At 41.7% G+C, this 24,019-nt stretch carries 16 protein-coding genes; 13 read left to right on the forward strand and 3 right to left on the reverse strand.

All coding sequences use genetic code 11. From position 1 onward, the window contains the following. The first annotated feature begins 79 nt into the window (after positions 1-79). The 11 genes from BM156_RS05240 to BM156_RS05290 all read left to right on the forward strand — a co-directional run bounded on the left by BM156_RS05240 (position 80) and on the right by BM156_RS05290 (position 19,208). Entirely contained in the window at positions 80-2,047 is a 1,968-nt protein-coding gene (locus tag BM156_RS05240) for an SDR family NAD(P)-dependent oxidoreductase (RefSeq protein ID WP_093918794.1), read from the forward strand. An 82-nt stretch (positions 2,048-2,129) separates the two neighbouring features. Further along, positions 2,130-3,401, forward strand: coding sequence for a zinc-binding dehydrogenase (locus BM156_RS05245; RefSeq protein WP_093918795.1), 1,272 nt, complete (start codon positions 2,130-2,132; stop codon positions 3,399-3,401). An 81-nt stretch (positions 3,402-3,482) separates the two neighbouring features. Next, complete coding sequence (locus BM156_RS05250) at positions 3,483-4,148, forward strand: transaldolase family protein (RefSeq protein WP_093918796.1); 666 nt, start codon at positions 3,483-3,485, stop codon at positions 4,146-4,148. 278 nt (positions 4,149-4,426) lie between these two features. Then, on the forward strand, positions 4,427-5,005 hold the full coding sequence (locus BM156_RS05255; protein ID WP_093918797.1) for an RNA polymerase sigma factor: 579 nt from the start codon (positions 4,427-4,429) through the stop codon (positions 5,003-5,005). A gap of 28 nt (positions 5,006-5,033) precedes the next feature. Further along, on the forward strand, positions 5,034-6,203 hold the full coding sequence (locus BM156_RS05260; protein WP_093918798.1) for a FecR family protein: 1,170 nt from the start codon (positions 5,034-5,036) through the stop codon (positions 6,201-6,203). A 152-nt stretch (positions 6,204-6,355) separates the two neighbouring features. Continuing rightward, positions 6,356-9,565 (forward strand): SusC/RagA family TonB-linked outer membrane protein, encoded by a 3,210-nt coding sequence (locus tag BM156_RS05265; RefSeq protein WP_170846869.1) that lies wholly within the window; start codon positions 6,356-6,358, stop codon positions 9,563-9,565. Between the two features lie 205 nt (positions 9,566-9,770). After that, on the forward strand, positions 9,771-10,937 hold the full coding sequence (locus BM156_RS05270; protein ID WP_170846870.1) for a FecR family protein: 1,167 nt from the start codon (positions 9,771-9,773) through the stop codon (positions 10,935-10,937). 164 nt (positions 10,938-11,101) lie between these two features. Beyond that, positions 11,102-14,149 (forward strand): SusC/RagA family TonB-linked outer membrane protein, encoded by a 3,048-nt coding sequence (locus BM156_RS05275; protein ID WP_166642779.1) that lies wholly within the window; start codon positions 11,102-11,104, stop codon positions 14,147-14,149. Between the two features lie 12 nt (positions 14,150-14,161). Beyond that, on the forward strand, positions 14,162-15,733 hold the full coding sequence (locus BM156_RS05280) for a SusD/RagB family nutrient-binding outer membrane lipoprotein (protein ID WP_093918802.1): 1,572 nt from the start codon (positions 14,162-14,164) through the stop codon (positions 15,731-15,733). Between the two features lie 339 nt (positions 15,734-16,072). Next, on the forward strand, positions 16,073-17,719 hold the full coding sequence (locus tag BM156_RS05285) for an OmpP1/FadL family transporter (RefSeq protein ID WP_139218217.1): 1,647 nt from the start codon (positions 16,073-16,075) through the stop codon (positions 17,717-17,719). 118 nt (positions 17,720-17,837) lie between these two features. Continuing rightward, complete coding sequence (locus BM156_RS05290) at positions 17,838-19,208, forward strand: C1 family peptidase (RefSeq protein ID WP_093918804.1); 1,371 nt, start codon at positions 17,838-17,840, stop codon at positions 19,206-19,208. Between the two features lie 88 nt (positions 19,209-19,296). Here BM156_RS05290 and BM156_RS05295 read toward each other — a convergent pair whose 3' ends face one another. The 3 genes from BM156_RS05295 to BM156_RS05305 are packed head-to-tail and all read right to left on the reverse strand — an operon-like array spanning position 19,297 to position 21,755. Beyond that, a complete protein-coding gene (locus BM156_RS05295; protein ID WP_093918805.1) occupies positions 19,297-19,851 on the reverse strand; it encodes a hypothetical protein in 555 nt (184 codons plus the stop codon). Continuing rightward, positions 19,844-20,518: a hypothetical protein gene (locus tag BM156_RS05300; protein WP_093918806.1), complete on the reverse strand. Its 675-nt coding sequence runs from the start codon at positions 20,516-20,518 to the stop codon at positions 19,844-19,846. The genes BM156_RS05295 and BM156_RS05300 overlap by 8 nt, the downstream gene beginning before the upstream one ends. Further along, positions 20,511-21,755, reverse strand: a complete 1,245-nt coding sequence (locus tag BM156_RS05305) for a serpin family protein (protein ID WP_093918807.1) — start codon at positions 21,753-21,755, stop codon at positions 20,511-20,513. The genes BM156_RS05300 and BM156_RS05305 overlap by 8 nt, the downstream gene beginning before the upstream one ends. Before the next feature lie 231 nt (positions 21,756-21,986). Here BM156_RS05305 and BM156_RS05310 point away from each other — a divergent pair, with 231 nt between their 5' ends. After that, positions 21,987-22,541, forward strand: a complete 555-nt coding sequence (locus BM156_RS05310; RefSeq protein ID WP_243745369.1) for an RNA polymerase sigma factor — start codon at positions 21,987-21,989, stop codon at positions 22,539-22,541. Then, positions 22,538-23,986: an outer membrane beta-barrel protein gene (locus BM156_RS05315; protein WP_093918808.1), complete on the forward strand. Its 1,449-nt coding sequence runs from the start codon at positions 22,538-22,540 to the stop codon at positions 23,984-23,986. The genes BM156_RS05310 and BM156_RS05315 overlap by 4 nt, the downstream gene beginning before the upstream one ends. Positions 23,987-24,019 lie beyond the last annotated feature (33 nt).

Consider the following 24,019-nt stretch of genomic DNA (forward strand, 5'->3'; position numbering starts at 1 on the left):
TTCAGACTTTGGACAATTTTGAAACAACATCAAACTTGGAACTTGAAACTCGGAACTTAGAATTTGAAACTTGAACGAAATGGAACAAGGAATAAAAGATCTTATCGAAGTATCGAAGTTTTATGGGCAACAAAAAGATTATGTGTTGGCCGGCGGCGGAAATACTTCTTATAAAAATGATAAATACCTGTGGGTAAAGGCCAGTGGCTTTGGTTTGGCTACCATTGATGAAGCTGGCTTTGCCAAGCTTGACCGCGCACAGTTGGCTGAAATGAATACGAAGACGTATTCGGAGGATTCACTGCAGCGCGAAGCTGAAATTGTAACTGATTTGATGAGAAGCCGGGTAGAGCCTGAAAAAGGGCAGCGTCCTTCGGTGGAGACTTCATTTCACAATTTGATGGACTTTTCGTTGGTGGTGCATACCCACTCAACCAAGGTCAATGGGCTGATGTGTAGCCAGCAGGCTGCTGAGAAAACGGCTGAGCTGTTTGGAGACAGCGTGCTTTACATTCCTTATGAAGACCCGGGTTATATTTTATTTAAAGTGGTTGAACAAGCCGTTTTAAACTACCGGAGCGAGAAAGGTCAGGAGCCAGCAATCATTTTCCTGCAAAACCACGGTGTTTTTGTTGGTGGAAATACGATTGAGGAAATCCACAAGAACTATAATTTGATTGAAGAAACGCTGGATGCTGTTTATGGTGGAGAGCCAGCCAATGAGGCGTTGGAACTTGCCAGCGAGGCAGACCAAATTGTCCCAGCCATCCGGATGATGGTGTCAGGCGATGAACTGAAAACGGTTCGTTTGGTAAACAGCAGCCTACTTAATAAATACTTGCAGCAAGAGAACCAGCAAGCCATTGCATCTCCTTTTACGCCCGATGGAATTGTTTATGCTAACTCATCTTTTTTGCATGTTGATTTTGCGGGTAATGTTGAAACGTTTCTAACTACTGTAAAAGAAGAAATTCAAAAATATACCGCAGAGAAAGGTAAAGCTCCAAAAGTAATTTTTGCTTCCGGATTGGGCGTGTTGGTTATTGCCGATCATGCTGAAGGAGCTGAAATTTTGGTTGATGTTGTGACGGACCATTGTCGGATTGCTCAATTTGCTGAGTCTTTTGGAGGACAGCATCCCATGACTTCAGCACAAATCGCTTTTATTGAAAGCTGGGAAGTGGAGCAATATCGTTCTAAGGTATCTTTAGGAGCTACTGCTGGAAGAGCTGATCGCAAGGTGATTGTTGTGACTGGTGGAGCGCAAGGTTTTGGTGCTGGAATTGTTGAGCAGCTGATGGAGCATGGTGCCAATGTGGTGATTGCTGATTTGAATGCTGAAAAAGGACAGGCCTTTGCCAATGAGTTGAATGACGTTAAGCGAAAAAACAAAGCGCTTTTTGTTGCCGTCGACGTTTCCAAGGCAGAGTCGGTTCAAAATCTGATTCGCGAAACAGTTACCTATTTTGGAGGGCTGGATACGTTTATCAGTAACGCCGGAATTCTTCGGGCTGGCGGTTTGGATGAAATGACTCCGGAAACTTTTGAGCTGATGACGAAAGTGAATTATTCAGCTTATTTCATTTGCTCCAAGTATGCATCGGCCGTGATGAAACTACAAAATCGCTTCAAACCCGATCATTTTGCAGATATCATTCAAATTAATTCAAAATCAGGTTTGAAAGGAAGTAATAAAAACTTTGCTTACGCCGGAGGTAAATTTGGAGGAATTGGCCTGACACAGTCGTTTGCCTTGGAATTGATGCCTTTTAATGTTAAGGTGAACTCTATTTGTCCGGGTAACTTTTTCGACGGTCCGTTATGGGCTGATCCCGAAAATGGCTTGTTTGTACAATACCTGCGGGCTGGGAAGGTGCCAGGCGCGAAAACGCTGGAAGATGTAAAACAGTTTTACGAAGCACAGGTGCCGGCTGGTCGTGGTTGTACTCCCTTGGATGTGATGCGGGCTATTTTCTACGTCATGGAACAAGAGTACGAAACCGGACAAGCTGTTCCGGTAACCGGTGGGCAAAATATGCTGAATTAAGGCCTTCTTTTTAGGATTATTCAGTAGATCGATTTCGAAATAAAATCGGAATCAATGGATTATAAAAATGAAAGGATAAAATATGAAGACAAAAGCAGTTCGATTATACGGAAAAAAGGATTTGCGACTGGAAGAGTTTGACCTTCCGGCAATCCGGGAAGATGAAGTATTGGCAAAGGTTGTCTCTGACAGTATTTGCATGTCGTCCTACAAAGCAGCGACTCAGGGAACCGACCATAAGCGTATTCCTAACGATGTTGCCGAGAATCCAATCATTATCGGGCATGAATTTGCCGGCGAATTGGTTGAGGTTGGCGTAAAATGGCAGGATAAATTTAAGGCCGGGCAAAAGTTCTCCATTCAGCCGGCGATTTATTATGCTGATGGCCCTGTGGGCGTATTGAGTGCACCAGGTTATTCGTATCCTCATATTGGGGGAGATGCCACTTACGTAATCATTCCCAAGGATGTGCTGGAGCAAGATTGTTTGTTGGTTTATGATGGCCCCGGTTATTACCCGGCTTCGTTGGCCGAGCCTTTGAGCTGTGTGATTGGTGCGATGCATGCCAACTACCACACTACTCCTGGTTCCTACAAGCACGATATGGAGATTGTTGATGGCGGGAAAATGGCAATTCTGGCCGGTGTTGGCCCAATGGGATTGGCTGCGATCAATTATGTGATTATGCGCGAAGATCGGAAGCCTTCTTTGATGGTGGTGACTGATATTGATCAGGATCGCTTGGATCGTGCTGCTTCAATTTATCCGGTTGAATGGGCAAAGTCCAAAGGAATTGAGTTGGTTTATTTGAATACCAGTGGCGATGATCCGGTGGCTAAAATGCGTGGACTAACCGACGATGAAGGTTACAATGATGTTTTTGTGTTTGCTCCGGTGCCAGCTGTCATTGAGCAGGGTGATGCAATTCTTGCGAATGATGGTTGTTTGAACTTCTTTGCAGGACCAAGCAATGCTGATTTCAGTGCTAAGATGAACTTTTACAATGTTCACTATGCCTCGACGCACATTGTGGGAACCTCTGGAGGAAATAATGACGACATGGTCGAATCTTTGGAGATGTTTGAAAAAGGATTGGATCCTGCAGGCTTGGTTACGCATATTGGTGGCCTGAATGCAGTGATTGATACCACCTTGAACTTGCCAGCCATTCCGGGAGGTAAAAAGTTGATTTACACACATAAATCAATTCCGTTGACAGCGATTAGTGAATTTGAAGAAAAAGGTAAATCTGATCCGTTGTTTGCTGAATTACACCAGATCTGTAAAAAGAATAACGACCTTTGGTCGGTCGAAGCAGAGCAGTACTTGTTAGCCCATGCTGAAGATATTTAGTGAGAGAAAGAGATGCATGATCAGTGGGAATTGCTGAATGGTTCCCTCTGATCGATAAAAAACCAGAAATAAAAGAAAAGCATGATTTACATGGCAGACACGGCCGACCTTTCGGCCTTGAAAGAATTGTATGATTTTTTCCCTTTGGAGGGAGTAACAACGAACCCTACAATTTTGAAATTAAGCGGAATGAAGCTTTCCGCAGCAGTTGACGAACTGAAAAAGATTGTGGGCGAAGGCATGTTGCACGTGCAGGTGATGAGCCAAACATGTGAGGACATTGTGCGCGAAGCAAAAAAATACAAATCGTATTTTGACTTGGGCGATAATTTTTATGCCAAAATTCCGGTAATGCCTGAAGGCTTTAAAGCGATGCGCATATTGAAGGATAGCGGTATTAAAGTAACTGCAACGGCTATTTTTACACAACAGCAAGCTTTGGTGGCTTCTAAGGCTGGAGCTGACTTTGTTGCTCCCTATGTGAGCCGCCTGGATAACATTTCATCGCATGGCATTGAAGTGGTAAGTGATATTGTGAAAAACATGAAGGAGTATGGTTTAAATACGAAGGTATTGGCGGCCAGTTTTAAAACCGTTGACCAAATTCATCGGGTAAGCATGCATGGTTCACATTCGGCTACAATTGGACCTGATTTGTTAATGCAGCTGATCAAACACCCGATGACCGATATCAGTATTGATAAGTTCACCGAGGATGGAGAGGGCTTATATGATATTGAATTTTAGAAAAGAAATTGGACAAGATTGTTCACAATAGATGCTATTGAGAGCATTAAATCGAAATCGAAGGGGCTTTATTAGCCCCTTTTTTTATGCCATTAATGTTTTGTTTTTACAGATTGAAAGATTGCTTACTTTTATGAGTCCCTTTTTGTCGGATAGGAATGGAGACTAAGACACATGAGTCTTTTTCTCAGATACTTCCCTGTTTTATAATTCATGGATGAATTTGTATGATATCTAATAAAAATGGTAATTTTGGTGCGTAGATTATTGGACTACTTATGCGTAAAGAGATCAATGCTGATTATCTTTTGTGGGAAAGGTTGAAGAAAGGGGATACTTCTGCGTTTAACGAATTGTATGGAAAGTATGCTGATATTCTTTTTTCGTTTGGGATGGTATACTCTGGCGATAAGGAATATGTGAAGGACTGTATACATGATTTATTTTTTGAGCTTTTTAAGTATCGGAAAAATCTTTCAGAAACAAATAGTATTAGGAATTACTTGTTTAAATCCTTAAAAAGAAAGGTACGTTCTAAACAAAAAGGGCGGTTACAATTGATATATACTGCTGAATCGCTGGAATGGAATGATAGCGGTGAGGGCGATGGTGGGGAGGATCTGTTGCAGGATGATATTCAAAAGTTAGCAAAAGCCATTCAGCAATTGCCTGAGCGACAACAAGAGGCACTGAATTTACGTTTTATCGTTGAGTTACCTTATTCCGAGGTGGCCAGTATTATGGATATTTCCTTGGAGTCAGTTCGTACCTTGGTGTACCGTTCGGTTAAAACGTTAAGAGAAGACCTAAAAGATAACCAGATAACTGTTTTGTTTTATGTAATGCGCAGCTATTGATATGATGATATAATCTACTAAACCTAAGATGACCAATAAAACCTCTAAAAAACGAGCTGAAGATATATTGATTGATGATGATTTGCTGAGTCACCCGAAAGGCCTTCAGGCTATCCCGGAGCTTGATGAAGCTGAACTGTTATTCGCAAACAATATTCGGAAGGCACTAAAAACACAGCGAAAGAGGATAGATGAGAGGGAGCAAAACGAACTTCAGGATCGACTAAATAGATCCATAAGACAGCACCAAAAGAGGCGACGTATCGGGCAAATTTCTTCAATTGCAGCGATTTTGCTGATTGCTCTTGCCGTTGTTTCGTTGGTGGAAACCAATCGCTCCGAGTTTTTGCGTTTCGCTTCCAACTTTTCTGTTGATCCCCAAGCGGGGCAAACAAAGCTTATTCTTGAAAAAGGGAATGACCTTAAGATTACGGATAAAGAAGCGAGCATTAAATATTCCTCGATAACGAACTCCATTGAGGTAAACTCGATTCAGCAAAACACAAAAACGACTCTTGCTGCCGAGATGAATCTTCATACCTTGCTGGTGCCTTTTGGAAAACGAACCAAAATTACACTTTCCGATAGCAGTATTGTTTGGGTGAATTCAGGTTCAAAACTCGTTTATCCTTCGCGGTTTGATGATAATAAACGGGAGGTTTATCTGGAGGGAGCCGCAATTTTCGATGTCAGTCACCGAGCAGATCAGCCCTTCTATGTTTATACGGATGATTTGGATGTTCGGGTTTTAGGAACCATGTTTGCCGTTAGTGCCTATCCGGATGATGAGACGGTCAACACCGTTCTTGAGCGCGGAAAGGTGGAACTGAAATACAAAGGAACAAGGCTGATTGGTTATGAGAAAGACATTCTTACTCCGGGAACCAAGGCGAGTTATTCGCCAGAGGATGGTGCCATGAATCACAGCCAGGTAAATACCCGCAATTACACATCATGGAAGGATGGTTATGTGTTTTTAGAAAAGAAAACACTGGGGTATATTGTGAAAAAAATAGCGAGGTATTACAACGTTGAAATTCATGTTGAAGATGAACAGCTGGCCTCGGAAACTTTCTCTGGATTATTGGATTTACGAAATAATGCCAATCAAATACTTGAAATAATCTCAGAAGTCATTAATATTGACGTTGAAAAGGACCATGATCGGATTATAATTAAACGAAAGCAGAAACAGTAGCAGGAGGAGAAACCTGAAATAACTTAGGGCTGGAAACTTTTAAGAATAAATGGGAATTTTTTTCGGGTGAAGAATACATGAGGGGGAAAAAACATATTCTGTTATTCATTTTAATTTGCTTGTGTGCTGTAGGAAGAGCTCAAGATGAGAAGATGACTATTCGCTTAAAAAAGACATCTTTAGGGGCTGTTTTTGAGCTTATTCAGCAGCAGAGTGAATACATCTTTTTCTATAAAGACGATCAGGTCGATGTAGATGTTAAGGTTACGGTTGATGCTGAAAATCAATCGATCGACAACATTCTTGACCAAGCCTTGGTCGGAACCGATTTAAAGTATAAAATTTTCGATCGCCAAATTATCATTATTCCCAAACATGAGGTGGGAGATGAGGAAAATGTCTTTATGAAAATCCGGCTTGGATCCGGAAAGAGAACGATTACTGGCACCGTCTCTGATGATGAAGGGAGCCCTATCCCAGGAGTTTCAATCATTGTAAAGGGGAAATATACGGGGACAACAACCGATGATAATGGCACTTACTCTTTCGAAATACCGGAGAATAGCCATCGCTTGGTTTTTCACTACATCGGCATGCAGACGAAAGAAGTGACGCTTGGTGAAAGCGATGAAGTTAATGTAACGCTCAATTCGGAGGTGTTTGACGTGAATGAGGTGATCATATCAGCGTTGGGAATTAAACGAGCGGAGAAGTCGCTGACTTACGCGATGCAAACGATTAGTGGCGAAGAGTTGACCAAAAGTCAGGAATACAACTATGTAAGTTTGCTTACAGGAAAAATATCGGGAATTGAAATCACCAAAAGTGCTGCCGGAGCCGGAGGTTCAACGAAAGTGATCCTTCGGGGAAATAAATCATTAAGTACGACCAGCGAACCTCTTTTTGTTATTGATGGAATTCCGATGGCCAATCACAAAGGCCGTCAATTGGGAATGTTTGGGGGGAAAGACGGAGGAGATGGTTTATCTCAGTTGAATGCAGAAGATATTGAAAGTATCAGCATTCTGAAAGGAGCCAATGCCGCTGCTCTGTACGGTAGTCAGGGGGCCAACGGGGTTGTTCTGGTAACCACACGAAGTGGGCACAAAGGACATTCTGAGGTTACTTTTAGCACAAGTTGTGGCGTGGAAACGATTCTTGAATTACCCAAACTTCAGTATAAATATGGAAGTTTTGGTGGGGCCAAGGAAAGTTGGTCTTACACGCCGGGAGACTATTCTGATCGGTTTATACGCGACTTTTTTAAACCGGGTATAAACCTGGTAAATACGGTGTCGGCAAGTGGTGGAAACGATAATTCAGTGGTGTACTTTTCTCTTTCAAATACCAACATTAGCGGGATTATTCCGGAAAATGAATACAATAAGACCAACTTGACGTTGAAACAGTCCACCTCATTGATTGATGGTTTGTTGGATTTTAGTTCCAACGTCATGTTATCCAATGAGATTGTGAATAACAAGAATGTTGCTGGCTACTACCTGAACCCGTTAACTGGGCTTTATTTCTTCCCTCGAGATTTGAACTATCAGAGCTATGCTGAAAATTACCAGGTGTTCGATCCTTTAAGGAACATGTATTTGCAGAACTGGTTTGTGGAAGACCATTTTCAATCCAACCCAGAGTGGATCATTCAGAATCAGAAGAATGAAGATCATGTTCGGCGTGGGATTGTTAACGCCATGCTCGATTTTCAATTTAGTCGACGGCTGAATCTACTCGTGCGAGGTAATTATGATTATGCGGTACGCACACACGAACAAAAAAATAAGGCTGGTTCAAATGGGACTAATGTGCATCCGAATGGATCGTGGGAATACGAGAAGTTTTCGGATGAATTGGTTTATGTTGATGCCATTCTTTCATACCATACAAAAATAGGGAAGTTCAGGTTTGATGCGATGCTTGGAGGAACCTACCAGCAGCACAAGTATGGTTTGGGAACGAGTGTAAATACCGGACTGGATGGTTTGAAATATCCAAATGAATTTTTCTTTCAAAACATTGCAGATAATGTGATGATCAACTCAATTTTGCAAAGTAGCTTGATTAAAGAGGCTGTTTTTGGGAACTTCCAACTATCGTATAAAGAAAAGATATTCTTGGAGTTTTCAGGGCGTAACGATTGGGCTTCGAGCTTATATGGAACGGGGAATGATTCTTATTTTTATCCATCGGCAGGAATTGCCGTGTTGATGAATGAGCTCGTTGATCTTCCGGATTTTATCAGCTATGCCAAATTAAGATCATCGTATGCGATGGTGGCTAACGAAGTTCCTTTCAATTCAGTCAGTCCCAACAACACCATTTCACAGATAGGTGTTGAAATCAATACCCGGAGGCCATTTACGAATTTGAAACCGGAGATGATCCGAAGTATTGAGTTTGGAGGAGATTGGCGTTTCTTTGGTGGACGATTTGGTGTGGACCTAACCTACTACAACATCAACAGTCGGGATCAGTTTATTGCTTTGCCTGCTCCATACGGGTCAGGTTATACCGAATACTTTGTGAATGCAGGAGAGGTTGTTAACTCCGGTTTGGAGATGTCTCTGAATACCGAGATAATCAAAACGAAAAAGTTAGGCTGGAGGTCGCGATTGAATTATTCTCACAACCGAAATCAGATTGTGGCTTTGCATCCGAGACTAACAAATCCAATTAGTTTGTCTGATAATGAAGGGTATCAGTTGATTATTCAGGAAGGTGGATCGTTCGGCGACTTGTATGTTTATAAGTTTAAGCGTGACGATCAGGGACGAATCATGCTTGATAAGAATGGAAATATCATGAAGTCCGGTAATAAAGAATACATTGGTAACTCAAATCCTGACTGGAGCTTGGGCTGGAACAATACGCTTCATTATAAAAATGTTTCTTTTAGCTTTCTGTTTTCAGGGAAGTTTGGCGGGAAGGTCATCAGCCAGACCGAAGCAATGCTTGATGGATATGGTGTTAGTAAACGAACAGCCGATGCTCGAGATAACGGAGGCGTTGCCATTAATGCTGTTGCTTACGACGGCACTGCGGTAACCAGTATGGATCCAAAGAAATATTATACCTACATTGGCGATCGTAACGGAATTAAGGAAGCTTATACTTACGATCGTACCAATATTCGACTTAGCCAGGTGAACCTTTCCTACCAATTTGACTTACCACATTCGCGTTTGAAAAAGGTCGCTGTTTCGTTGACCGGACAAAACCTTTTCTTTTTGTATAAAGATGCTCCGTTCGATCCGGAAATTACCTTGAACACCAAAAATACGGACCAAGCGCTGGATAATTTTAGCTTACCAATTACCCGAACCATTGGTGCTGCCGTAAAATTTACTTTCTAGCCAGTCTTCAGCTTCAGGACAAAATCATTCAACTAGTAGCTTTTATTTAGAAAAAAATAGCTCTTGTCAAAGTGTTGTTTTTTAGTGTCTTATCTGTTTGTTGCAGAGAAAAGTGAAAAAAAGTTTCTTCTGAGCGTCTATATTTTTCAAAAACTGTCCTTATGGTTTTTGAATTAGCACCACGATAAGAGTAATGGGAAGATTTATGAGTAGGAAGAAACACGAAAGAGGGAAATTGATTATCAAGGGAAATGAGACTCAAAAAGAAAGAGTAGGCGATACTTACTTATCGGGTGCTGATACTTTTTCAGAAGATGAGCTGAAGAGCGCTGAAGCCTTGTTGAAAGACCTCTCCAGCCTGCGCAAAGGCTTCCCAAAAGAAGAAAAGAAACAACTCGGGAATCAATTAAATCAAAGTATTCAGAATTATCAAAGAAAAAGACGTTGGAGTCAGTTGGGAATTGCTGCGTCTATTTTGCTTATCATAGGTTTTGCTGCAACATTTCAAATGGAGCAATTATCCGATTTTAGAACGTATGTAGAAGATATAACTCCCGTTGAAGAAAGTGCTTCAACGCGCTTGTTCCTTTCCGGAGCTCAAGAGATTGTGATCGATTCGGAAGAATCAAAAATTGAGTATACCACAGCCGGAGACCAAGTGAAAATTGATGCGACTCAATCGGTTGATCAGCAGTTGACTGATAAAAAAATGGCTTTTAATACGGTGGTGGTTCCTTATGGAAAACGCACCATGCTTCGCTTGTCCGACAGCAGCCGTGTTTGGCTAAATTCTGGCTCTCGTTTGGTTTATCCAGCTCGCTTTGAGTCGGATAAGAGAGAAGTCTACCTGGAAGGAGAAGCTGTTTTTGAGGTCAGTCATAATGCCGCTCATCCTTTTCATGTTATTACCCAAAATTTGGAAGTGAAAGTTTTGGGAACCGTCTTTAACCTAACGGCTTATCCTGATGAGCAAATCACACAAACGGTGTTGGAAAGTGGCTCCGTTGAACTGCAATTTGATGGAGATGAGTTATGGGGAAAATCAAAAACGGTCATTGAGCCGGGTACATTGGCGGTTTATGATTTGGAAAGCAAGCTGATGGAACAAAAGCAAGTAAATACCAAGTGCTATACTTCATGGCGAGAGGGCTTTTTGTTTGTTGAGCATTTGGCATTGAAAGATATTCTCAAGAAGGTGGCCCGCTACTATAATGCGGACATCCGGATTGCAGAGTCTGCCTTGGAAGAGGAAACCTTCTCGGGCTATTTAGATCTCAGAAGCTCAGTAGGGCAAGTGCTGGAAGTGATTGCTGAGTTTATGGAAATTAAAGTGAAGGAGGAAAACGAGCAAATTATTATATCAAGAATATAAAAAAAGCCGGAAAGTGCTGCAACACCGCCCGGCATGAGTGAATAACATCGTACAAACATTATTAACCCAAAAACTTCAAATTTATGAAAAAAATGAAGCAAAGTGTACCGTCTGTCCCTTTGAGGATAGTTCGGAGCCGAAAATTTAAACTTCAGAAAATTTTCGTGCTAGCGCTATGTGTACTAGGATGCTCTACCTTGTTGGGAACAGCAAACGCTACGGCAGCTTCCCCTAATTCTGATCTGTTCCAGGTGGAGCAACAGAAAAAAACGGTGAAGGGAGTTGTTACTGATGATACCGGAGAACCTATTCCAGGCGTATCGGTGTTGGTTAAAGGAACAACAATTGGTCAGATTACCAATTTTGATGGTCAATATGTGCTTGATGTGCCAGCCGATAACGATACGATTGTATTTTCATTCGTAGGTTTGAAAACACTGGAAGAAGTTGTTGGCAATCGCACGGAGATTAATGTGATGTTGGAAAGCGATGCCGTTGATGTTGACGAAGTTGTTGTAACTGCTTTGGGTATCCGTCGTGATAAAAAGACATTGACTTACGCTTCTCAACAGGTTTCAGGTGAAGAGCTTCTAAAATCGAAAGATATTAACTTCATGAACAGCCTGAGTGGTAAGACTGCCGGTCTGGAAATCAGAAAAAGTAGTTCTGGTGCTGGTGGTTCTACACGTACGGTATTGCGTGGTAGCCGTTCTGTAAGTGGGCTGACCGAACCGTTATATGTAATTGATGGTATTCCAATGGTTAACCACAAAGGCGGGCAGCCAGGTATGTGGGGAGGAACTGACCAAGGTGACGGTTTGTCTCAGATTAACCCGGAAGATATCGAAAGCATCAACATTTTGAAAGGAGCAAATGCTGCCGTTCTTTATGGTAGCCAGGGAGCAAACGGTGTTGTGATCATTACCACTAAAAAAGCAAAAGAAGGCCGTGTTGATGTAACCTTTAGTTCCAGTGCTGTTTTCGAGAGCATCATGGCAGCTCCTGAGTTGCAGTTTGACTATGGTAGTGAAGCTGGAGCAAAAGAAAGCTGGTCTTATACAAAAGGAAATTATGACAGCGACTATGTTGATGATTTCTTCCAAACAGGGCACAACCTGGTGAATAACCTTTCAATTAATGGTGGAAATAACAGGACATCAGTTTATTTCTCTTACGGAAATACGAGCTCATCAGGTATTGTTCCTAACAACGACTATCAAAAACACAATGTGATGTTTAAGCAATCAACGAAGTTGTTTAACGACAAGGTTCGGGTGAGCTCTAACGTGATGTTGGTTTCTGAAAAAACAGACAACCGGAACACAGCTGGTTATTACTTGAACCCGCTAACTGGTTTGTATCTTTTCCCACGCGACAAAGATTTCCAATCTTATAAAGATAATTACGAGGTGTTCAACACTGACCGGAACATGTATTTGCAAAACTGGTTTGTAGAAGATCACTTTCAGTCAAATCCTTACTGGGTAATCAACAAAGAACCTAAAACGGACTTGTCTAAGCGTTTGATTGCAAGTGCAACTTTAGAGTATTTCATTACTGACAAATTAAAGTTCCAAGCTCGTGGAAACGTTGATTATGCTGTGAAGTCGTACGAACAACAACATGCTGCGGGTTCTAACCCAACCAACGTGTCTGCAAACGGAAGATGGCAGTATCAGAAGTATGAAGATAAGTCAGTTTATACCGATGGAATCTTTACTTACCAAAATGATTTTGGTGCATTTAGTTTAGATGCAACCTTGGGAGCTAGTTACCAGGAAACCGTTCTGGGAGACGGAATTGCTGTTGACAATGGAACCAATGATTTACTTTATCCAAATGAATTTTTCTTCCAAAACCTACCTTTTAATGTTCAGGTACGTTCAATCTATGCTGGGAAAGTGATTAAGCAAGGTGTTTTTGGTAACTTCCAATTAGGATTCAAAGAGATGTTGTTCTTAGACCTGTCAGGAAGAAATGACTGGGCTTCAACTTTGGCCGGAACCGGAAACGATTCTTATTTCTATCCAGCAATTGGTCTTACTGGTATCGTTAGCGAAATGGTGACCCTACCAGACTTCATCAGCTTCGGAAAAGTGCGTGCATCAAGTACAACCGTAGCGAACGAAGTACCTTTCAATAAAATTAATCCTCAGCACAGCATTAACAGTGGTGGCGGTGTTGACCGAAACACGCAACAACCATTTAGAACATTGAAACCTGAAATGCAAACCAGTATCGAGTTGGGTACTGACTGGAGATTCTTCAATGGCCGTTTTGGATTCGACTTCACTTACTACCATGTAGATAGTAAAGATCAATTCATTCCTCTTCCTGCTCCATCAGGTTCAGGATACACCACTTATTTCATCAATGCTGGTAAAATTGTGAATAAAGGGGTTGAATTAACGGTTAATACCATTCCGGTAAAAACCAGAAACTTTACCTGGAACTCAACTTTCAACTACAGTAAAAACAACAGTGAAGTAGAAGAACTGGTTCCTGAATTTGAAGATAAGAGAATTGACTTAGGAAGCTCTGAAGGTTATTCAACTTACTTGTTGGCAGGAGGTTCTTTCTATGATTTGTATGGTTATAAATTCCAAAGAAATGAGCAAGGGCAAATTATTTTGGATGAAAAAACTGGAAAACCTCAAAAAACGACTGAACGTGAGTATCTTGGTAACCTGGAACCAGAGTGGAGTTTAGGTTGGAATAATAGCATGAGATACAAAAATGTTTCATTGAGCTTCTTGATTAACGCTAAAGTTGGAGGAAAAGTAGTTAGCCAGACAGAATCAATGCTGGATGGATACGGAGTAAGCAAACGTACGGGCGATGCTCGTGACAATGGTGGTGTGGTTGCAATCAATGCCATCCAAGGAACAACTCCTGTAACCGAAATCGATGCTAAAACATACTATACAACAATAGGTGACCGTAATGGTATTTTGGAAGCTTATGTGTATGATCGTACCAACGTTCGTTTAAGCCAGTTGGCGCTGACTTACGATTTTGATATGACGAAACTTAGCTTGCCATTGAAAGCAGCTTCTGTATCGTTAGTTGGTCAGAACTTGTTCTTCATCTACAAGGATGCTCCTTATGATCCAGAATTGGCCATGAATACAGGCTTGGGATCGCAATCGTTGGATAACTTCAACTTGCCTTCTACTAGAACGTATGGTTTTAACCTAAAAATTACATTTTAACAATTCGCAACTATGAAAAAGATATTTTTTACAATGATGCTGGCTCTTGCTTTAGGAGCTTGCACCGATCAATTTGAAGATGCGAACACCAATCCCTATGAAATTAGTGGAGAGTCGCTGAAACAGGATTTCAACCATGTTGGGGCATATTTCTCTTCGATGTTGGGGAATATTTTTGGACACCAGATTGAAGAAAACCTGGTTGCTGAATCATTTGCCGATTATATGGCAACTCCAACTCCTTTTGTGAGTGGTGTTAATAATACGACTTACTACATTCGTTGGAATACCTACTGGAACCGAATTTATAATTCTCTGATGGCGCCATCAAAACAAGTGATTGAAATTGCTGAAGAAGATGGTTACGAGGTGTTCGCTCAATGGGCACGCTTGGTGCGTATTCTTGGAGTATCACGTTTGACAACTTATCACGGTCCGGTTATCTATTCAAATTATGGTTCTTCTGAATCAACAGTTTTCTACGATAGCGAACCTGACTTGTACAATACGTTCTTTACTGAGTTGGACAAAATTCAGGAAGTATTCAGAGCGAATGAAGATTATGCTGGAATGAAGAAGTTTGATGCTAGCTATAATGGAGATGTAGGCCAGTGGATGAAGTTGGTCAACTCTTTGCGTTTGCGTTTGGCAATTCGTATTTCAAAAGTAGCTCCCGAGCTGGCAAAAGCTGAAGGCGAAAAAGCCATTAACGACCCTGCTGGCTTGATTATGAGCAATGACGATAACTTCACGATTTCATTGTATGGTAGCAAATTGTATTTGGCCATTATCTGTTTCGAATGGAATGATACCAGAATGTCTGCAGCCATGGAATCTTTCTTGGTTGGTTTGAAAGACAGTCGTATTGACAAGTTCTTCCAACCTGCAACTGACAATAGCTTGTACCCAGATCATCCTGAATATCCTTTCAAAGGGATTCGCAATGGTGCTGAGTTAGTTGCTAAAGACGATCGTACTTCTTTCTCCATGATTAACGAAAGCTTCAAGTCAATTACTAAGAGAAACTATTTGGAAGCTGCTGAAGTTTACTTCGACTTGGCTGAAGCAAGCTTGCGTGGTTGGGACGGCGCTGGTAATGCACAAGAAAACTATGAAAACGGAGTTCGTGCTTCTTTTGCAAATTGGGGTGCCGGTGGTGTTGACGAGTATTTGGCAGATGACACAAGTACACCAATTGACTACAATGACCCAAAAGCGTCGGGTGATGTTAACGACTTTGTTGCTCGTTCTACAGTAACCGTAAAATGGAATGAGGCAGACTCTGATGAGTTGAAGTTGGAAAAAATCATTACTCAAAAGTGGATTGCTGGATTCTTTAACCCGAACGAACCTTGGGCTGACTTCCGCAGAACTGGCTATCCTAAAATCCCAACAGTTTATAAGAACGACAGTAGTTCTGACTGGGGTGTGATTCCTGAAGGCGAATGGATTAAACGGATGCCATTTGTTGAGGCAGAAAGAACCGGAAATGAGGAAGGTATTGCTGATGCTACTCAAAAATTAGGTGGTGCAGATGATATCAGTACTCGCTTGTGGTGGGATACAGGTGGCCCTAACTTTTAATCAGTCTTTTTAGAGATATTGCTATTTTGACATTGAAGAGGTGTTCCATTTTTAGGAACACCTCTTTCTTTTTGGTCAAGTTTGATGAGCTTGTTTTTTTTTTATTTCGTACAAATAAATCTGAAATTCTTGTACGTTTTATTGTTGTTCGATTTTTATTTAGAAGCTTGATTTTCACCTGTTAAAAGTGACATTTGTTAGGATTGAATCGCATTTTTAACTTTTAGACTAAAAGACTTTTTTCGTCTAAAGTTTTGTAAATATCTGATTTACAGCATGAATGCTTTGTTCAAGAACAAAAAATTTTACTTTTGTCGGCTGGAACTAATGAATTTTTTTATGAAAAGAACAACTTTATTAACCGTTGTGTGCTTTTTATTGTTACCAGCTGCTTGGGCAGGTGGAGTATTGACCAATGCGAACCAAAGTGCGCAATACATCCGGATGCTTTCCAGGAACGCATCAACTGATATTGATGCTGTTTATTTCAATCCTGCCGGATTAATCAAAATGGAAGATGGCTGGCATTTTGCGTTCTACAGTCAAACAATTTTTCAAAACAAAACAGTGGACAGTCAATTCCCGCTGCTAAATGATGGCTTGTATGAGGGAGAGGTGACCATTCCGGTTTTTCCAACAGCTTTTGCTGTTTACAAAAAGAATGATTGGGCTTTTTCCTTTGGTTTAGGACCCAACTCGGGTGGTGGAACTGCTGATTTCGATCGGGGACTGGCTTCGTTTGAAATTCCGATTTCGAAAGTTGTACCCGCTTTGGCTGGTTTAAAACAGCTTGATCCAGCCTTGGATGTGCAAGGCTACAATGCCGATTTGTCTTTTGAAGGGAGCTCGGTGTTCTGGGGGATTCAGTTGGGAGCAACCTATAAAGTAAACGAGGTGTTATCAGTTTATGGCGGTTTGCGCTATTTGCCTTCAACGAACGATTATTCCGGCACCATTCGGAATATTCAAGTCAATGTTGGCGGCAATATGACTCCGGCTGCTGCATTCCTGACACAAACAAGTGGCATGCTGAGTGTAAAATCCGATCAGTTGGCAGGTGCAGCACAAGGTTTACAGCCATTGATTGACAATGGAGCAGGAAGCTTCACCCTTGATCAACTGGAGCAAAACGGCTACATCGATGCAACTCAGCGTACTCAAATTGAAGGAGGCTTGATGTCGTTGGGGTACAGCCAGGAGCAAATTGATGTTCTGAATGTTAACCAGGCGCAAACGGGTTTCAGTCAGACGTCGGCTGTATTGGCCGGAACTGCAACAAGTTTAGGCGAAAAAGCAGGTGATTTGGAAGATAAGGAAGTGGATACAAAGCAAAAGGGAACGGGCTTTACACCAATGATTGGCGTAAATATTTCTCCGATTGAGAATTTGAATATTGCCGTTCGCTATGAAATGAAAACAACCCTTAAGTTGACCAATGAAACTGAAGTTGACGATCTGGGCTTATTCCCTGATGGAGCAGAAAGCCGTAGCGATATTCCTGCTGTTTTGGCTTTGGGCGTAGGGTATAAGGCGAAGGATTGGCTTGAAGCACAGCTTTCGTACAGCCGTTATTTTGATGATCAAGTCGGTTGGGGACACAATGTGCGTGATTTGGCTATTTGGAAAGATGTTGACCCAACGAAGATCCGTAACCGGGAGATTGATCACAACTACTGGGAATTAGCGCTGGGCTTGCAGTTCAACCTGAGCGATAAATTTGCTGTAAGTGTTGGAGGTATGCGCTCCAATGCCGGAATTGCTCCTTCATGGCAAAGTGATTTTGGATTTAGTAATCCATCACATACGGGAGCTTTTGGTATCAGCTGGAAACTTGCTGACCGGTTGACCTTGGATGCCGGATTCTCTAACACGTTCTACGAAGATCAAGAGGTAACCTTTACCGATCCTGATTTACCTGATTATAACGACATCTACAAGAAAACAACCACCAATGTTGCGGTTGGATTGTCATACAGTATTTTTTAGGTGCTAAAAACGCATCATCGGATGAGGCATTGTTTGGACACAGTGCCTCATTTTTTTTGCGATGAATAATGGTTATTTTAGCCCATCTCAATCGATTTTAAAAAACAAAAACACATTTATGAAGAAGTGGAGTTTACTTTTTGGCTTGTTAATGCCATTTTTTGTTGTAGGCCAGTCGGTTAGTTTAGAGGAGTTGGAAACGATTCGAGCTGGTTTTGAGAAAAGTAATTATACGAAGGCAATGCAAAATGCGCTTTCGTCGAATCCGATCACTGACTTGGCGTGGAGCCGGGAAAATGAGGGAACAACAGATCATTATTTTACCTACCGGGTGGATGTATCTGGAATTACAAATCAGAAGAAATCAGGACGTTGTTGGTTATTTACCTCGTTGAATATTTTCCGTCCAATGGCCCGGGAGCATTTCAATGTTAAAAGTTTCGAGTTCTCGGAGAATTACCTGTATTTCTGGGATTTGTTCGAGAAATCAAATTTGTTTTTGAGCAATATGATTGCCACTGCTGATTTGGAGCTTGATGATCAAAAAGTACGGTGGTACTTCCGTTCACCGGTGGACGATGGCGGGCAATGGATCAATTTTGTCAATCTGGCCAATAAGTACGGTATGGTTCCACGCGAGGCCATGGAAGAAACTTATTCCAGCGAGAATACCAGTTGGATGACTCGCCTGCTGAAACGAAAATTGCGCGAGCAAGGCTTAGAACTTAGAAAATTGAAAGAAAATGGAGCCAGCAAGAAAGAGTTGCAGGCGACTAAAGTGGAGCAGCTGGCAGTTATTTATCGGATGTTGGTGTTAAACCTGGGCGAACCTCCAGTAGAATTTGACTACCGTTACCAGGATAAAACGGGAAATTTGGTTGATGCAAAAACCTATACCCCGCAACTTTTTATGAAAGAAGTGTTGGGCGACATTCAGTTGAATGACTACGTAATGTTGATGAATGATCCATCGCGTCCATACTGGAAGCACTACGAAATTGAAAATTACCGGAATGTGCAGGAGGGTGAGAACTGGCACTATGTCAACCTTCCAAACGAAGATATTAAGTCATTCTGTATTGAGTCGATCAAGAACAATGAGGCCATGTACGCTTCTTGCGATGTTGGCAAGCAGCTTCGACGCGACTATGGCGTGTTGGATGTGGATAACTTTGATTTTGACGCCGTATATGATGTACCATTTACAATGAATAAAACTGAGCGAATTCAAAGTAGCGATAGTGGATCGAGCCATGGTATGTCTTTGATTGCTGTTGAGGTAGATGAGAACGAAAAACCGTTGAAGTGGCAATTTGAAAATAGCTGGGGTGAAAAATCAGGCGAGAAAGGATACTTGACTTTTACCGATAAATGGTTTGACGAATACATGTTTCGCGTTGTGGTGCATAAGAAATTCGTAAGCCAGAAAGTGTTGGATATTTATAGCAAAAAAGCAGAAATGCTTCCACCTTGGGATCCAATGTTCTAAGAGAAGACGTTAAAAAAATAAGCCGGCCACATCATTCAGTTAATGTGGCCGGCTGTTTTTATTGGATTATTTAAAAACGGTTGATTGGTCATTCAAAATGTTCATCGGTATAGCCCTCTTCTCCCCTTATCGTAATAAGCCAGTTCACGATTTCATCCGATGCCTTGGAGGTGTTCTTTTGATAGAAATCACCTCGGTTTTGAAGTAGGTATCTGGTTAATTCTCCCGAATCTTCATCAGCTAAATAAATCGCATAACTTTCTACTCCTGCATCAGCCATTACGTGTTTGGCTTCAGAAAGTGAACCATTTTTGGCACTTAAAGCCTTAATTTCCATTTGGCGAAGTTCATTGAGCTTGACCTCCGTAAGACGCACCTCAGCCTTTTTTAGGTTTGCGTTGAATAAGTCTCTGCTTATTTTGTCTTCACTTGGCCAGTTCCAATTTTCGGGTTGGCTGTATTCATAAATATTTCCCGCCTGGTCAATGATAAATCCCTGGTGAGCGTATCCCCAGGCATGATTGACATATTCAAATTGGAAATAGACGGTGGTGCCCAGTTGTTCAGTCACTTCATTGGTATTGGTGCAAGCCGAATTCCAAAGAAAGGGTAGAACGAGCAGTAGTAGTTTCAACTTATTCATAGTTGTAAATTAAGTTGGTGTGAAAGTAGTCATCGCCATAGCCACTGGCTGAAAACGATATTTTTACCGGACTTTCATTGCCCTCCTGAAGTCGGCTAATATCAAATTGGTACGTTTTACTGATCCAGGCTTCGCAGTCGTCATTGTTTGCATCGTGACGAATTTGAAAGGAAGGAGGTGGAATTGGTGGCGTGGCGCACCAGCCATGCACGCGAACTAAGTTGATCGAATGCTCTGTGCATCCTCCGCCATAACTCAGTTCAACAATCAGCTTATCATCTTCAATATAAGCTTTGGAGACCGTAACTGGATCATTTTTCAGACTGTCATAATTAGAAACGTAAAGATCAATGTAGTCTGGAGCTTCCAGAGATGCGTTTTTGATCACAGATACATTTGTTAGCAAACAATTGGAGCCTCCACAGCGATTATTCTCACCAATAATTCGGTAGTCGATTTCAACTTCATCACCTGAAACAAGTTTAAAATCAGTCCAATTTTGAGGGAGAAGAAGATCGCCATTTTCAAGCTCAATTTGAACACTGCAATCCAGGGTTCCGAGGATCGCTACGGTTCCTTTGCTACGCTGATCTTCTTTAAAGTCTGACTGATTACAGCCAACGAAGATTAGCGCCAATAGGGCGATAAAGTATAAACTTTTACTCATGAAGCAGTGGATTATTGACTTTCCCTAAAAATAGCATCGCATTGGTATCTTTCTCGCGAATAGCGAAAACAAAAGGACGATTAATGTTGAAAACAGGATCGGGACCAACAGAAGTAACTTCTACTGTGACTGCCGTTACGGCTGCAGCTTCAGTTCCTTTTTCATCAACCTTGATATAGGTTTTATGTTTTACCTCAGATATGGAAAGCCCTGATTGATCAGATATTCCAGCGAAATTTGCACTGCTTGGGCTAAAGGCATCAGTCATCCCCAATGTTTGAAGGTTGTCAACCAAGCTGTTTTCATACTTGAATTCAAATTTGGGAAGAAATACCTTCAGGTTCCGAGAATGTAAGTTGTCAACCCATTCATCCAATTGCTCCTGATTCATCTGCTGAATGATGTCGTTGATGGTGTAAGCGTCGTTGGGCAGGAAGATCAGCATGCTGTATTTTTTACCGCCATAAGGGAGTTCCAACAGTTGAAATGAATCGGTATTGGAGTAATTAAGTGTTGTCTTATCCAGTTGCATGGTGGAAACCTGAATTTCGCTGCCATCTGAAGTGTAAAAAGTGCGATCAGAAGTTGCTTGCTTGTCAAACTGGAAAGTCCATTCTCCGTTGAAGTAGATGGCGTTAATCAGATACATGATATCTTCAGGATTGACGGCTTGTATGATTTCTTCAATTTTGTTGTTGGTTTTATCCCGCACCCACCCATTCACTTGATCGCGTGTTGCTTTTTCTGCTTCAAAGTTGAGGCCTTTAACTTCAGCATTGTAATAGGTTTGGTTGGTTGAAATAAACGTTGGCTTTATACTGAACCCATTGCGATAAAAAATGGCGTTGCTAATTGACAGATCTACCCTGGAATCGTGACTAGTTAGAGCGTTGACCAGGTTTTGGTAAGATTCATTGATTTGTTGAGGCGTAAAGCCACTTTTGTGCAAAACGGCTTCCATTTCAGTTTTTGTGTTTCCTTCTGCTCCATTATAAGTCATCGCTAATGCTTGCGAAATACTTAATGGTGATAGCATAAGGTTTTTCCCTGCTTCCTGTTCCTTGTTTAATTCCTTAAATAACTCCAATCCAAAGGCATTGTCAGCTTTCACAAGTTGAGCTGACTTGTCATTCAGCTGTATATCACTGATTTCGTGTTCAGTAATGTCTTCGCTGGAGCAACTGATCAGAGAACTCATTAGAAATGATAGACCAAATAGAAAGAAGAACTGTTTCATCGCTTTAAGGTTTTGCTTGATTGTCTGTTACATTAGATTGATAACCCCTGGAATTGGTTGCGTCAGATACTCAGAAAAAATCATTTTTTTGTTACGCAACCTTTTGGTGGTTTTGTCCATCTCTAGATTGAAATCACCCATGAGGTCTGTTTGCAGGCCTTGATAATTGAAGCAACAAGCAGAAAGTTAGGCATTTTCTGTTAATTTTGATCTGGACCAATTGCAAAGACATTGAAAGACCTCAGGCAACTCATTATCGATAGTGCTGCTGGTAAAGCGAAAGCGCAGGCTAAGCTGTATCAGCTTTTGGCACCCAAAATGTTTGGGGTTTGTCTGCGGTATTCCAAAGATGAAACCGAGGCAGAAGATAATCTGCAGGAAGGTTTTCTAAAGGTCTTTGAAAAAATTGGGTCCTATCGTCATGAAGGTTCTTTTGAGGGCTGGGTACGACGAATTATGGTGAATGTGGCGCTGGAAAGATACCGGAAAAACCATGTAATGCATCCCGTGGAAGATATGGCAGCTTATGAGGTTCCAGAGTTTGATGACCGGATTATTTCGGACATTTCAGCAAAGGACTTGATGAAGTTGATTCATGAGCTTCCTCCGCGTTACCGGATGGTTTTTAACCTGTATGTTTTTGAAGGGATGAATCACAAGGAGATTGCCAAGGAAATGAAAATTTCGGTTGGCACTTCGAAGTCGAACCTGGCCAGAGCCAGGGGAATTTTGCAAGAGAAGGTGGTGAAAGTTTTTGGTGAAATAGAAAATAATTATTCTGCATGATCAAGGATAATGAAAAAATGGACGAGTTGTTCCGTTCAAAATTGGAAGGTTTTGAGCAAGATCCGCCATCCTATGTGTGGGATCGGATTCGCGAACAACAAGCTGGCAAAAGGCGCAATGTTTTCTTCCTGTATCTGAAGGGAACAGGAGTTGCTGCGGCCGTATTGCTGGCTTTTATATTGGGATGGCAGTGGCAGTTGGATAGACAGGAGGAAATCCCAACCCTAATGTCAGAGAAACAGGAAATTGTTGCTCCGAATCAGCAAGCTGAAGGGCAAGATCAAGCTGCCGCAGCGGTTGAGGAGCTGACTGCAGAGGCGCAGGTGGCTGAAAGTAAACAGCCTGAGCTAATTGAGCGTGAAACTGAAGCTAAGCCAGTGGTTCGCGAAAAGCAAATCGAGCCCTTGGTGGCAGCGGCAAGGAATGTTACCCAGCAAGTTACTCAAGATGAGATAGCCAGAGAACAGGAATCATTTAGTTTGTTGAACCTGCTGGATATTCAGTTGGATGAAGTCTTCCCGGAAGAGAATCAGTTGGCAGCAATTAATCAGAAGAAAATAACGACAAACGAAGCTTTGTTAAGCTCTGTGGATCAATCCCGAATTCAGGAAAATGCTCGTTTGCTTGCAGCGAATCGTGAAGCTAAACAGAGTGGAAGTTGGCAGGTTGGCGCCATGGTAACTCCTGTCTATGCGATTAGCAATAACTCGCAGAGTAACAACTATGCGCGGGATATGGCAATTGCCAATAATAACAGTGATCTGAATCTGGGCGGCGGAATTTCGGTGGAGTACAAAACTGCCAGTAAGTGGAGTGTTCAGAGTGGAGTTTACTATTCGAAGTTGGAACAAAATTCGTCGAATCAACCCTATCGGGCAGAGAATATTTATGCCGATGCTGCTCCGCCATCTTCCGATATCCAAGATGAACTGGCTTATTTTAATACAGCCGTTGCTGTAAGGTCGGGAGAAATGTTGATGAACACGGCTGCGGGGGTTGTTGCTCTTGACAACTTGCCGAGTAATGCTAAGTTGAGCAATAGTTTTGAATCTCCTTCTTCACAAGATGGAATTCTGCTTACTGCAACGGAGTTTGAACAGGCGTTTGATTACATCGAGATTCCATTGATCGTACGCTACCAATTGTTGGATGCAGCTTTTGATATTCAGCTGCTGGGAGGGATCAATACCAGTGTGCTGGTAGCGAATAATGCCTATGCCCGAAGTCAGTTTGGACGCGAACACATTGGCGAAACCCGCGATATGAACACTTTCAATTACAGTACGAGTATTGGTGTTGGCGTTGGGTACGGAATTACGAATAAAATTAGCATTCATGTTGAACCCCAGTTGAAGTACTTCTTGGGTTCGTTAAATGATAATCCGGATGTTAGTTTCAAACCATACACAATTGGTGTTTCTACGGGTTTGAGCTATCATTTTTAAGGATAAAAGAAACGCATTTTCTACCCTTAATAT

Source organism: Sunxiuqinia elliptica, from assembly GCF_900113005.1.
Classification (GTDB): domain Bacteria; phylum Bacteroidota; class Bacteroidia; order Bacteroidales; family Prolixibacteraceae; genus Sunxiuqinia; species Sunxiuqinia elliptica.